Below are 12,748 nucleotides of genomic sequence, written 5' to 3'. Positions count from 1 at the left end.
GGCCTCGGTTGTCATTTTGTGACCGAGGCTTTTTTGTCAGTAATTTAAAGGCTGTATGGAAGTGCTGACATTGAGAAAGAAACACCATTGATTTGATAGGTGCCGCCTTCCATACTCTTTAATGTGACTTCGGCTAAGACAACGGTTTCAGCGCTTGAATTCACGCTCATTACGACGTTACCGACTGCTTGATTGGCTTGGAAAATGTCCGTGTTAGCTAAGACAGTAACAGAATCGTTGCTCTTTAACACGATCATTCGGCGAGGCGTTGAGCCGATGTGTTGAACGCGCGAGATGATTTCTTGGCCAGGATAGCAGCCCTTATCAAAAACTAGGCCGCCAATTTTGTCCAGATTAATCCATTGAGGTATGAAGGCTTCTTTAGTCTTTTCAAAAACCCACGGTGTGCCTGATTCAATTTCACTCTTAAACCAAAGAGCGGCATCATCGGTTACGCCTGTAAAACGTTCACTGAGGGTTTGAGCATCGCCAACAACCATAACTCTGGCTTTATTGTTCCAATCACTGACGCGACAGATCAAATAACCATCGGTTAAAACGGCATGGTCAATCTCGGGCGGAGCGATATCCGGGTCAATGAGACCGTAAACGGATAATTCTTGAGCTTCTCGGATGGTTACCTTACTTCTCAAGATAAACATGGAAAGACGTTTAACGAATCCTGCGACAAGATCGGTGGGCAAAATGAGCAAGTAGGCATCGTTATATTTAACGACACGCATGAGGGCGAGTATTCTGCCTTGCGGCTGACAGTAAGCCGCTAAACGAAAGGATTCGCCAAGATTTTTAATGTGGTTGGTGAATTGACCGTGCAGAAAAACTTCTGCATCTTCTCCCTTAACTTCAAGAATAGAAAATTCTTTAAGCAAAGAAACAAACGGTTTTACTTCGTATTTGTCTAATGTCCAAGAGCCAGAGATGTGATTTTCCATGTCAAGCGACTCCAAAATTCAATGCAGGCTGATATTATGGAGGCTTCAAAAAAATTGTGCGAATTTGCCTTCAATGTTTAAATTCAATACGGACACTATTGAGAAACTTAAAGCGGTAGATAAACGATATTGGGCCATGGGACTGGCTGCCGGTGTTGTGGCTGTCGGCCTCTTTTTCGTTTGCGCCAATCAAATTACTTTGACTGACGAAGCCTTATCTAAAAAAGAAATCACATTCAATGTACCGCCCGGAACGCCTGCAGCTCGAATTCCTGCCATCCTTGAAAAAGAGGGGGTTGAGGTAAACGATTTTTACTTCAAGCTTTCACTTCGTCTGACCGGTGCTCATAAAAATCTTCACGCGGGTTTTTATCGTGTGTATCCGGATGATACGGTTGGTAGCATTACCGAACGCCTTTCAAAAGGCGAGGCTTATCTTTTTTCCTGGCGCATTCCTGATGGCTCTACCTATTGGGAAGTTCGTAAAAGTTTAAATGCCCTGGACGGCATAAAGCACGACTCTCGTGACATGACCGCTGAGGCACTATTGTTTGCTATCGGCGCGAAGGAAACTCATCTGGAAGGACTCTTTGCACCGGATACGTATAACTTTCATGCCAACGTCTCTGACCTTTTGATTTTAAAAAAGGCCTATGAACAGCAACAAGCAATTCTCACAGAAGAATGGACCAACAGAGGGGCGGATTGTCAGGTTGATACACCGTACGAAGCGTTGATTCTCGCCAGTATCGTGGAGCGCGAGGTCGCCAGAAGTGAAGATCGGGCAATCGTCGCCGGAATTTTCTCCAATCGTTTAAGAATTAAGATGCCTCTGCAAACCGACCCAAGTGTGATTTATGGTGAGGGGGAATCTTTTGGCGGGGATATCAAACGCAAACACCTGAGCAAAAAGACACCTTACAATACGTACCGTTTCGTCGGTTTGCCGCCCACTCCGATCGGCAATCCGACCCGAGAAAGCATTCACGCGGTTTTACACCCGGCTAAGACGGACTATCTCTATTTTATTAATAAGGCAAATGGGGATTTAGTTCCATCGAAAACCTTAGCCGAACACAATCGTGCGGTACGACGTTACATTTTGAATAAAGGACAATAGGCTCATGCGAGGACGTTTCATTACTTTTGAAGGCATTGATGGCGCCGGTAAAAGCACCCAGATTGACGTCATTGAGGAAACGCTCAGAGCGCGAGGTCTCGAAGTTATTCGCACACGTGAGCCGGGTGGTACGCCCCTAGGTGAAGTTATCCGCAAAGAACTTTTATCCGTTTCAATGGATCCGTCAACTGAGACGCTTTTATTTTTTGCTTCCAGAGCCGAGCATATCGCAAAAGTGATCCGTCCGGCCATTGAGCGCGGAGCTTGGGTCTTAAGCGATCGCTTCACCGATGCGACTTACGCCTATCAGGTTGGTGGCAGAGGTTTCCCGGCTCATAAAGTGGAAGAACTTGAGCGATGGACCCAAGGGGATTTACAACCCGATCGCACGGTGCTCTTTGATATTGAGCCAGAGGTCGCTGCCGAACGAGTCGCGCGAGCCCGCAATCTTGATCGATTTGAAAAAGAAAATTTAGACTTTTTCAAACGAGTCCGACAGGCGTATTTGACGAGAGCCAATCAGTCGCCCAATCGTTTCCTGATTGTCAACAGCATGCAGGATAAAAATACAGTGAGCGCTATCCTTCGCAAGGAGTTCTCAACATGGGCTTAGCGGTTTATCCCTGGCAAGAGGAACTCGCCCGCGAGCTTGTCAGTTTCAAAGATAATCTCCCCAACGGTCTTCTGGTATACGGTCCACGCGGGATCGGCACGATCGACTTGGTCATCGCTTACGCCAAGAGTCTATTTTGCGAGCATCCGCACAAAGACGGCACGCCGTGTGGAGAGTGTAAGGGTTGCAAAATGGCCAACGCCTTTACGCATCCGGACTTGCGTTACGTTGTGAGCGAAGCAGAATCGATCCCTCGGGGTATCCCTTTTGAACCGCCCTCCAATGCGACAAAAGACAGAAAAATTTACCGGGAAATTCTCATTCACCAGCCCCGGGAGCTCACGGACTTTTTAAATTTGGCGCCTCACGTTGATAAAGGACGTCGGATCATTGTGGTCTACCCGGCCGATGCCATTCGAGCCGATGCGGCAGCCACATTCCTGAAAAGTCTAGAAGAGCCGCCGGAGAGAACAACTTTCTTGTTGGTTGCTGATGATATTGACCGCGTGCTGCCTACCATCCGTTCACGCTGCCGATTGTTAAGGGCAAAGGCGCCGACTCACGAAGAATCATTGAATTGGCTCAAAAGTGTGGGGGTTGATGACGCGGAAGAGGCTTTAGCGCGTGCCGCCGAACGTCCGTGCCTTGTAACCGATGAGCGCTCCATTCGTAATAACACGGATATCGACGCCAAAGTCCGTGATCAGCTTTTGACGCTAACAACAATGGCTCCGGCTATTCGAATGGCGCTTTTAAAGACTTTGGCTCAAGGAGCCTTTATTGAATTAACCAATATTGCGGTTAAAGAAGGACGATCTGCCTTGCCGGTGTCTGCCGTATTGCCGGTTTTGGAGCGTTGGAGTTATGACCTCTTGGCTGTTAAGCAAGGACTTGAACCTCATTATTTCCCAGCCTATTCTCCTCAGATGAAAAGGTTGGTCAGCTCAGTGGACGCTGAGAAGCTATTTAAATACAGTGATTCACTCAAAGCAATGAGGCGTGTTGTCACGCATCCGTTAAATGCTCAACTGATTCTCGAACAGGCCATTCTTCGCTACCGCAAAACAATGGCCAATCAGGATTTCGACTAAGTTAGAAGGCTTTTAGTTTTCTCATAGCTCGTGCAACTTCACTTTCTTCAGGCGTGAGGTAGCGGCTGGTTGTCCCGACGCTTGCATGCCCCATTGCGTTTTGCACGACATTAACCGGCATCTCTTTTAAGGCAGTCGTTGCAAAGGTATGCCTTAGCCAGTGTGTGGAACTGGCCCTGAATTTGGCAGCGTCCAATGGATGCTCCGCTTCAACGTGCGAAGCGACCTCTTCAAGAAATTCTTCAAGTGCCCGATAAAGTCCCGAGCGGCTCAGTGCCGTTCGCTTAGCTTGACCGATTCGCTGCTCGGTTTTCTTGCCTCGGCCCAACGAACTCAATAGCGGCGTATCCGGATCAATCAAGCCCAAATGAGCCAGTCCTCGCATTGTCAGATAATGATTAATGAGAGCTACCTGTTCATCTTGGAGGGGAAGGCGTCTGACTTTATCGCCCTTACCGACAACTTCAATAACGGTAATGGTGTCATTGTCTATTCGACGTTCGACAATCCAAGAGGCTCTTGCCTGAAGCATTTCACTTGCGCGCAATCCCAGTCCCTTGCCAAACATCAAAATAACAGCCATTCGAGCGTGACGTTCATTGTCATCCTGAGACTCGAAGAAGTCGTAAATGCTCTGCCATTGCTCCTCGCTGAAGGAGCGGTCGGCAAAAGCCTTCGGGGCGCCTTCACCGTCCAGATAGGGAACTTTTGAGGAAATCTGATCAAAGGGGTTGTAGATGATATAGCCTGTTTTCTTTAAAAAATTAAAAAGCTGACGCACCACCGTCACCGACATTTTTCTCGAAGTATGCGAGAGGGCGCTGTTAAACGGACGCCAGTTTTCATTGTCTCGTGGTGTATTTTTTGCGCCAATCCAGTTGTGTTGGGGATTTTTCCAACGTTTAGCCCAATCTTTCTCATTTAATCGTCCGAGTTCTTCAAGCCATCGCAAATAGTCTGCGGCTTCTTGCACACCAACTGAACTCATGGCGATGTCTTTTTCAACTGTGCACCAGAGTAAAAAGCGTTCAGCCTCTTTTCGATACACGCCTTGCGTATTGACATTTCCGGCTCGGGCAGAAAGCCAAGCCTTAACTGCTGACAGATCATCAGAGGCTTCGAGACTTTTCTTTGAATCATCACCTCTGTTTGTGCCGCTTCGTCCATCAAGACCAATGTCAAGATGTATTTTTTCTAAAGGCACAATTCTGGGATTGGGAGGAAAGTCAGGAATTGAAAAATTTCCTTTATCTTTCTTTTTTGTTTGAGTATTTCGGATCAATCCATTCGTAGATAACCACAGCGTTAAAGCTTTTCGATCTTCTTCTGAAGCAATGACCTTACCTAAATCATTTTTTTTGATTAATTTGACAAGATCAGAGACGGTGAGACAGTTTTTTTCAAAAGCTTTAAAAGCCACCTCCGTTATGAAAATATCCTTGAGTCGTGTTTTAGAGGTCACTTTTTCAGGTAATGGATCCAGAAATAAAACAGGCATTTTTTAAACTTATGTTGAATAACGGTGTAATTTTAGCCAGTATTCACTAAGATTAGCCTTTTGGTTGACAAGATATTTTCATCATGCGGCGTTTTCTGATTACCTGTGTTGCCATCTTAGTGGTGCTCTTTTCCGCCATGGGGGTGGAATCCCTCATTATGGGTGATCATAATTCGATTCTGAGGCAAACCCTGACAAGTCCTGTTAAACAATTTATTGACGGCTCCAGAATCAATTCAAATCAGGTGGTCGTCGCCGTCGATGCGCAAATAGACCCTTATATGCAAAGGACCTATTTCAAAGCGACCATTGATGCCATTGATAAAACTGTTCGAAACGCTGACAAATTCTTAGTTCTGAAGTTTTTGGATCGTGAGACGATTTCTGCCATGTTGGCCGACGGCGAAATCGATTTCCTGATCAGCGAATCCGATTTCTATGCAAGCCTGGCTTTTGAAGACAAGATTAAGGCTATTGCCATGCTTTGGCGGGCTCAAGCCAAGTCTCCAAGTTATTCAGCGGCTTCGACTATCGTTGTTAACGCTGAAAACGAAAAAATTTACACTTTGACTGACATCGCAACCGGCTCGTATCGTGTGGCAGCCACTTCGAGTGATTCGTTCGCTGGCTTTACGATAGCCAAGGAGCCTTTCGCAGAGAAGAATTTGTCGTGGCAGGCGGCTTTCAAAAATATTGTCTTCACCTCCAATCGAAATCCTTTGGAAGTTTTAAACGCGGTTAAAACAGGTAACGCCGATGTGGGCATTGTTCCGGCCTGCTTTATTGAACAGGTCATGATTCGCAATCAAGCTCACTTGAGTGATTATCGCGTCATCAATCCTCAGCCGGTCACTGAGATGGCTTGTCAGCACTCAACCAATGCTTATCCGAGTCTCATGGTCTCTTATCGAAACGGAGTGGACAGTAACTACATCCTTGATATGACCAACACTTTGTTGGGACTCAAACTTCCCTTCGGTACAACTTGGAGCATGCCTGAAAACACCCGTGAGCTATACGATCTTATGTATCACTTGCGAATCGGTCCTTACAATAATGTTACCTATTCGGCCATTTATCGGACTTTCAGTGAAAATCGTACGATCTTTATTACTGCGATTTTCTTAATCGTTGCGGGTTTTTTCTATAACTTGATTATTTCAGTGGAAGTGGCTTCGCGCACGAAGGCCTTGAAACGGGCTCTGGCGGAAAAAGACCGAATTTCAAAGCAACAGGAGCAAACCAATGAATACATCTCACGTTTGGAACGAACCGGCATTGTCGGTCAGATGTCGAGCATGATTGCTCATGAGTTAAAGCAACCTTTAGCAACAGTTTCCAATTATTCAAGAGGATTGCTGCGACGCATTGAAAGGGGATCGGCCGATAAAGACACGATCGTCAAAGTTCTTAAAGAAATTGAGTACCATACCGAGCGCGCCAATGACATCGTCGATCACGTTAGAAGTTACGCCAAACCCCATGAGGTAAAGCGTGAAGAACATGATTTGCGTGATATCGTTGCCAAGACCGTGGCTACTTTTGAAAAGTCCGGCCGTACAACGGTTCCCGTCATTGTTGAAGGGGAGCGTCATGCACTGGTCGAAGCCGACGATTGGGAAATCGAATTGGCTCTTTTGAATCTATTGAAAAATTCCGCGGATGCTTTCACGGAGATTCATCCTGCGATGCGTGATGAAGACGAAGACGTCATTCGCATCCGTATTGAGGATCATGAGGATACGTGGTGGATTCGCGTCATCGATAACGCCAAGCTGGTGGATGAAAGCTTTACAGAGCAATTCTTCCAAAAACTTGAGACGACAAAATCTCATGGCTTAGGACTGGGGCTATCAATTGTAAGCTCATTGGCCGAACGTCACGCCGGGCGCGTTTGGGCCGAGCCCAATCCGGGGCGCGGCGTTATAGTGACGATTGAATTGCCGAAATACCAGCCTATCGAAGAAAAAATCTGATCACAAACGGGACCTCAACAAGGTCCCTATCGCTTAACTGAACGTAATATCGTATTGTTCAGGACTGTAACAGCTTTCCACCTGAAGCGACACCGGAGAGCCGATAAAATCCTGAAGCAGATCCAAGGCGGCCGCCTCATCTTCAAGAAAGAGATCAATGACTGTTTGGCTGGCGATAATGCAAAAACTTTTAATGCCAGGATATTGTCGCCACTCTCGAAGGATTTCTCGCAGTATCTCGTAGCAGACCGTTCGAGCCGTTTTAATTTCACCGCGGCCGCCGCAAAGCGGGCAGGGCTCACAAAGAATATGGCCGAGCGAGTCCCTCGTGCGCTTACGGGTCATTTCAATTAAACCCAGCTCCGTGAAATTACTCATCGTAATATGCACTCGATCGGTTGAAACCGCTTTTTGAAGTTCGGCGAGAACCGCGGCTCGGTGTGCATCCTTTTCCATGTCAATGAAGTCAATAATGATAATGCCGCCTAAATTACGTAGTCTCAATTGACGTGCAATGACACGGGCCGCTTCAAGGTTGGTTTTGAAGACCGTGTCGCCAAAATCGCGTTTGCCGACATAGGCGCCGGTATTCACATCAATCGTGGACATGGCTTCATTTTGATCAAAAATCAAGTAGCCGCCTGATTTGAGGTCAACCCGTCTTGAAAGCGCTTTTTCGATTTCGTTTTCAATGCCGTATTGTTCGAAAAGGGGAATTTCTCCGGTGTACATTTCCAGTTTATCGGCGACCGTCGGAACAAAATTTTCTGCAAATTCCGATAGCGCTTCAATATTGTCATCCCAGGAGTCAACCAGCACGCGGGTGGTGTTTTCATTGACCATGTCGCGCAAAGCGCGGGATTCCAAGTACAAATCCTGATAAAGAATAGAAGGGGCGCTGCAAACGGAAATCTTGGCTGATATTTGCTTCCACAGTCTGCTCAAATACTCCATATCGGTGAGGAAATCCTCACTTGTCGCACCTTCAGCACAGGTGCGCACGATATAGCCGCCTTTTTCAGTTTCAGCTCGGACGGCTGTTACTAAAGCTTTTAATCGCTCACGTTCTGTTTCATCTTCAATACGTTGAGAGACACCGATATGAGGTTCTTTAGGTAGGTAAACCAGTTTGTGACCGGCCAAAGAGATAGTGGTGGTAAGCCTTGCGCCTTTTGTGCCGATCGGATCTTTTGATACTTGAACGATAACGGATTCGCCTTCATGTAAAACGTATTCGATAGGCTTATAGGTTCCGTCATCTTGTCGGGCTGTGAAAATATCATGAACATGCAAAAAAGCGGTTCGCTCAAGACCGATATCGATAAAAGCTGATTGCATGCCGGGCAAAACACGCATCACTTTGCCCTTATAGACGTTGCCGACCAACCCTCTTTGGGCCCGTCTTTCAATATGCAAATCTTCAAGAATGCCGTTAACCATGACAGCCACGCGAGTTTCTTGGGCTGAACAATGGATTAATAATTCTTCGCTCATAATTTTCTTCAACAATTTCTTTTGGCTTCTTAGTCTACTGGATCAGGTCTATGAGCGCCACAGTCAGTTTCTTCCCTCAGACTTAAGAAAGCCATTCTTTGACAAAAGAAAATATCTTCAAGTGCCTTATATCAGAAGGCTCTATTTGTTAGAATGTTTGCCAATTTATAGACCGAGTCGATTTTTCTTAGAGAGTAGCCATGTCTGATATTAAATTGAGCGGTCAAACCGCTTTGAAGGCTCATACGGGGATGGGACTGTACGTTTGTCCCAACGACGATGAAGGCCTCAATTCTCTTTACTACACGATTGAAGTCAATGATGCCCAGGGTGTTGCTTTTCTCAGAAGACTTTTGACAGTGGATGTGAAAAATATCCACCGCGGAGAGGTGCGTCAAAGTTTTATTCTGAATGCTTTGGGCTTAATGACTGATTTTGTTTGGGTAGCTCATTTGCCCGATAGCGATGAACATTTCCGTGTGGTCTTTCAGTCGCTCGACACTTTAGCGTGGATGCACCAAGTAGCAAAAGCCTTTGATGAAGACTTCACAACGCTGAAAACATCGACGGCGATTTTATTTGCCGATCAAACCAATACCCCTCATGGTTTGATGGCGGACGGCAAGGTTCAGGTTATGAAAACGAGCAAGGGCGAGGTGCTTGCCATGCGAGTCGGAGCGATGACCCTTCTTCAGGGAGAAGAGAAAGCCTTTGAAAACTTCACTCACCCTGGAATGGAAATGCTCGATGAACTGTCGGCGATAACACTTTGCTACGTTTCGAAGTCGCCGTTGGCCTTTGCCTGGCAAGCCAATGATTTGATGCCCGGTGACGTTAATGGTGCTGCTTATATTGATTTTTCCGATCCGGCGCGCATGTTTATCGGTCGCGCATTGACCGAAGCTCGTCTTAAAGCCGGCGAAGCGAAAAAAGCGGTTGTTTTGTCGTCTCATCAAGATGAAGCTGAGGCTTGGTTTGAAAATCCCTCTGAAGTGATTCTTTTAACAGAGGAGGGTGTACCGGTTGCCAAAAGTGCCTTTGTCGGTTTATTGGGAGATAAATTGACGTGTGTGGCTTTTGTGCCGCAATCAATTGATTCCTCTCGGCTGATTTGGATGAATGGCGGAGAGGAACAGGCTTACCGAGTGGAAGTCCTTTCCTAATAGCTAGGAGAAAAACGTGAGCGTTAGTGTTTTTGATATTTTCCGTGTCGGGATTGGTCCCTCGTCTTCTCATACAGTGGGACCCATGCGTGCCGCGGCCCGTTTTAGTAAAGAATTGATCGCTAAGGGACTCACGCAAAAGACAGCCCGCATTTGGGTGGATTTAATGGGAAGCCTGGGAGCAACGGGTGTAGGCCATGCCACGGACACAGCCTTTCAATTAGGGCTCATGGGGATGCTTCCCGCCAATGTCGATCTTGATTTGGCACCGAAGATTCTTCAAGCCATCAAGACTGAACACCAACTCAAACTGCCTGACGGTACCGTCATTGAATTTGACCCGGACAAAGATATTATTCTAAGTCCGGAAAAAGTGGCGATCTACCACACCAATGCTATGCACGTCATTGCCCAGGATATAGACGGTCAGGTGCTACTGTCTCGTCGTTACTACTCTGTGGGCGGTGGCTTTATTGTTGAAAGCGACCCGGACAATTTCGATAAGGTTTCCGAAGATAAGGAAACGGTTCACACCAAACCGCAACCCTATCCGGTCAATAGCGCTGCCGATCTTCTGAAGTGGTGCCGAGAAACCGGTTTAAGTATTCCTCAAATCGTCCGAGCCAATGAAAAGGTTTGGTGGGAAACGGACGAAAAAATCAACGCGCAGCTCGACTACCTTTGGTCGGTCATGAAGGATTGTGTTGCACGAGGATTAAAAAATGAGGGGATCATGCCCGGTCCCATGAAAGTGCGCCGCCGAGCAAAACAGATGTACGAAAAGCTTGACTACGAACATCGTACATTAAATGATCCCTTGGCTGTTCTCGATTGGGTTAATGCATTTGCCTTTGCGGCCAACGAAGAAAACGCCTGCGGTGGCCGTGTTGTGACCGCACCAACGAATGGTGCTGCCGGTGTTATTCCGGCTGTTCTTCATTACTACATGAAGTTTATTGACTCGGCCGATACGAATGGAGTGAGAGATTTTCTCTTGACAGCCGGTCAAATTGGAATTCTTTATAAAGAAAACGCATCCATTTCAGGCGCTGAAGTGGGTTGCCAAGGAGAAGTGGGCGTTGCGTGTTCCATGGCCTCTGGCGGCTTGGCTCAGGTGCTCGGTGCCACGCCTGAGCAGGTAGAAAACGCGGCTGAAATCGGAATGGAACATCATTTAGGGATGACTTGTGACCCTGTGGCAGGCCAAGTTCAAATTCCTTGTATTGAACGAAATGCGGTCGCCGCGGTAAAAGCTATCAATGCCGCACGTCTGGCGCTGATGGGTGATGGTCACCACTACGTTTCATTGGATCAGGTCATTGTGACAATGCTCAAGACCGGTTTGGACTTGCAGATGAAGTACAAAGAAACCAGCCGTGGCGGTTTAGCGGTCAGTGTGGTTGAGTGTTAAAAATTCTTTGACTCTATGAAGGATCGAGCCGCTTTAAGCGGCTCGTTTCGTCTTGGTTATTTGGTTTTTCGAATGTAGGTTCTGAAGCTGTAGCTAAAGGGGTGCGCATCGGTTGCGGGGAAGGATTCTTCTTCAGCCAGTGCCCATTCATCGTCTGATAACGGTGTAAAGAAGGCGTCACCTTCAAAATCAGCATTCAGATAAGTGATATGAGCCACTTCAACCTGAGGCATCGCTTCCTGATAGATTTGCGCTCCGCCCATAATGAAGGCAACGGGCGCGTCCTTCACAGCCTCTAAAGCCTCTTCGAGACTGGCCACAACCGTTGCCCCTTCAGCAACGTAGTCCTTTTGACGCGTAATGACAACATTTCGTCGTCCGGGCAGGGGACGGCCCAAAGACTCCCACGTTTTCCGTCCCATAATGACCGGTTTCCCAAGCGTCGTGCGCTTAAAGTTTTTCAAATCTTCAGGCAAATACCACGGTAATTTGTTGTCCTTGCCGATTACGCCGTTGCGGGCGTGGGCGACGATTAAATGTAATTGCGTCATCGAATTCTCCTTTAGACCGCCACCGGGGCTTTAATAGCCGGATGAGGGTCATAGCCCACAATTTCAAAATCCTCATACTTGTAATCGAAAATGGAGTCCGGACGACGTTTAATGACAAGTTTCGGATAAGGACGGGGCTCACGAGACAATTGTAAGCGCACTTGATCAAAGTGGTTGTTGTAAATATGGCAGTCGCCGCCGGTCCATACAAAGTCACCCACATCCAAGTCACACTGTTGGGCAAGCATATGTGTCAAAAGTGAGTAGCTTGCGATGTTAAAGGGGACGCCTAAGAAAATATCGCAAGAGCGTTGATAGAGTTGACACGATAATTTTCCGCCGGCCACATAGACTTGGAACATCATGTGGCAGGGCGGCAGGGCCATCTTCGGTAATTCAGTGACATTCCACGCCGTGACAATCATGCGGCGAGAGTCAGGATTGTGTTTAATGGTATGAACAAGTTCAGCGATTTGATCAACGGTTTTATCATCAGCCCCGCGCCAATTTCGCCACTGAACACCATAGATGGGACCAAGATCTCCGTTTTCATCGGCCCATTCATCCCAAATCGTCACCCCATTTTCTTTAAGGTAACGGATGTTGCTGTCACCCTTTAAGAACCAGAGCAACTCATGGATGATTGATCGCAAGTGAAGTTTTTTGGTGGTGACAAGGGGAAAACCGTTCTGAAGATTAAAGCGCATTTGATAGCCGAATACGGAACGCGTGCCCGTGCCGGTTCGATCGCTTTTATCGACACCATGGAAGAAAACATGGCGCATCAAATCTTCATATTGATGTTCAACTAACATTTTTATAGCCCTCAATAAATATTTCTACTTATTGTACTGAAGTGTTATTTGAATATTTTTGTC

The 12,748-nt window shown here is 46.9% G+C and carries 11 protein-coding genes; 6 read left to right on the top strand and 5 right to left on the bottom strand.

Annotated features, from left to right (window positions below):
* Nucleotides 1–44: 44 nt before the first annotated feature.
* Nucleotides 45–953: a CAF17-like 4Fe-4S cluster assembly/insertion protein YgfZ gene (gene ygfZ / locus NW199_RS00315; RefSeq protein ID WP_258333240.1), complete on the bottom strand. Its 909-nt coding sequence runs from the start codon at nucleotides 951–953 to the stop codon at nucleotides 45–47.
* Between the two features lie 73 nt (nucleotides 954–1,026).
* Here ygfZ and mltG point away from each other — a divergent pair, with 73 nt between their 5' ends.
* From mltG to NW199_RS00300, 3 genes are read left to right on the top strand one after another with little or no spacing between them, the layout of a single operon-like run.
* Entirely contained in the window at nucleotides 1,027–2,073 is a 1,047-nt protein-coding gene (mltG, locus tag NW199_RS00310) for an endolytic transglycosylase MltG (protein ID WP_258333239.1), read from the top strand.
* Nucleotides 2,074–2,077: 4 nt separating this feature from the next.
* Nucleotides 2,078–2,686, top strand: a complete 609-nt coding sequence (tmk, locus tag NW199_RS00305) for a dTMP kinase (protein ID WP_258333238.1) — start codon at nucleotides 2,078–2,080, stop codon at nucleotides 2,684–2,686.
* Nucleotides 2,677–3,777, top strand: a complete 1,101-nt coding sequence (locus tag NW199_RS00300) for a DNA polymerase III delta subunit-related protein (protein ID WP_258333237.1) — start codon at nucleotides 2,677–2,679, stop codon at nucleotides 3,775–3,777. The genes tmk and NW199_RS00300 overlap by 10 nt, the downstream gene beginning before the upstream one ends.
* A gap of 1 nt (nucleotide 3,778) precedes the next feature.
* Here the strand turns inward: NW199_RS00300 and NW199_RS00295 are convergent, their stop codons facing one another.
* Complete coding sequence (locus tag NW199_RS00295; protein WP_258333236.1) at nucleotides 3,779–5,275, bottom strand: tyrosine-type recombinase/integrase; 1,497 nt, start codon at nucleotides 5,273–5,275, stop codon at nucleotides 3,779–3,781.
* Nucleotides 5,276–5,358: 83 nt separating this feature from the next.
* On the opposite strand from NW199_RS00295, the gene NW199_RS00290 reads away from it, so the two are divergent.
* Nucleotides 5,359–7,251: a sensor histidine kinase gene (locus tag NW199_RS00290; RefSeq protein ID WP_258333235.1), complete on the top strand. Its 1,893-nt coding sequence runs from the start codon at nucleotides 5,359–5,361 to the stop codon at nucleotides 7,249–7,251.
* Between the two features lie 33 nt (nucleotides 7,252–7,284).
* Here NW199_RS00290 and rng read toward each other — a convergent pair whose 3' ends face one another.
* Nucleotides 7,285–8,745 carry a ribonuclease G gene (gene rng / locus NW199_RS00285; RefSeq protein WP_258333234.1) on the bottom strand — a complete coding sequence of 487 codons (1,461 nt, stop codon included), beginning with the start codon at nucleotides 8,743–8,745 and terminating at the stop codon, nucleotides 7,285–7,287.
* A gap of 200 nt (nucleotides 8,746–8,945) precedes the next feature.
* Here rng and NW199_RS00280 point away from each other — a divergent pair, with 200 nt between their 5' ends.
* Entirely contained in the window at nucleotides 8,946–9,908 is a 963-nt protein-coding gene (locus NW199_RS00280; protein WP_249092311.1) for an aminomethyltransferase family protein, read from the top strand.
* A 16-nt stretch (nucleotides 9,909–9,924) separates the two neighbouring features.
* Entirely contained in the window at nucleotides 9,925–11,319 is a 1,395-nt protein-coding gene (locus tag NW199_RS00275) for an L-serine ammonia-lyase (RefSeq protein ID WP_258333233.1), read from the top strand.
* Between the two features lie 56 nt (nucleotides 11,320–11,375).
* Here the strand turns inward: NW199_RS00275 and NW199_RS00270 are convergent, their stop codons facing one another.
* Together NW199_RS00270 and NW199_RS00265 are read right to left on the bottom strand one after the other, a co-directional pair.
* Nucleotides 11,376–11,870, bottom strand: coding sequence for a dihydrofolate reductase (locus tag NW199_RS00270; RefSeq protein WP_022472722.1), 495 nt, complete (start codon nucleotides 11,868–11,870; stop codon nucleotides 11,376–11,378).
* A gap of 11 nt (nucleotides 11,871–11,881) precedes the next feature.
* Nucleotides 11,882–12,685, bottom strand: coding sequence for a thymidylate synthase (locus NW199_RS00265; RefSeq protein WP_022472721.1), 804 nt, complete (start codon nucleotides 12,683–12,685; stop codon nucleotides 11,882–11,884).
* Between the last annotated feature and the right edge of the window lie 63 nt (nucleotides 12,686–12,748).

Source organism: Parasutterella secunda, assembly GCF_024733725.1.
GTDB lineage: Bacteria > Pseudomonadota > Gammaproteobacteria > Burkholderiales > Burkholderiaceae_F > Aphodousia > Aphodousia faecalis.
The sequence above is the reverse complement of the archived record's forward strand: the minus strand, read 5'-3'. Positions and strand labels throughout refer to the sequence as shown.

Coding starts and splice junctions, on each gene's coding strand:
- ygfZ (WP_258333240.1), bottom strand. CDS start 953: ATGGAAAATCACATCTCTGGCTCTTGGACATTAGACAAATACGAAGTA.
- mltG (WP_258333239.1), top strand. CDS start 1,027: ATGTTTAAATTCAATACGGACACTATTGAGAAACTTAAAGCGGTAGAT.
- tmk (WP_258333238.1), top strand. CDS start 2,078: ATGCGAGGACGTTTCATTACTTTTGAAGGCATTGATGGCGCCGGTAAA.
- NW199_RS00300 (WP_258333237.1), top strand. CDS start 2,677: ATGGGCTTAGCGGTTTATCCCTGGCAAGAGGAACTCGCCCGCGAGCTT.
- NW199_RS00295 (WP_258333236.1), bottom strand. CDS start 5,275: ATGCCTGTTTTATTTCTGGATCCATTACCTGAAAAAGTGACCTCTAAA.
- NW199_RS00290 (WP_258333235.1), top strand. CDS start 5,359: ATGCGGCGTTTTCTGATTACCTGTGTTGCCATCTTAGTGGTGCTCTTT.
- rng (WP_258333234.1), bottom strand. CDS start 8,745: ATGAGCGAAGAATTATTAATCCATTGTTCAGCCCAAGAAACTCGCGTG.
- NW199_RS00280 (WP_249092311.1), top strand. CDS start 8,946: ATGTCTGATATTAAATTGAGCGGTCAAACCGCTTTGAAGGCTCATACG.
- NW199_RS00270 (WP_022472722.1), bottom strand. CDS start 11,870: ATGACGCAATTACATTTAATCGTCGCCCACGCCCGCAACGGCGTAATC.
- NW199_RS00265 (WP_022472721.1), bottom strand. CDS start 12,685: ATGTTAGTTGAACATCAATATGAAGATTTGATGCGCCATGTTTTCTTC.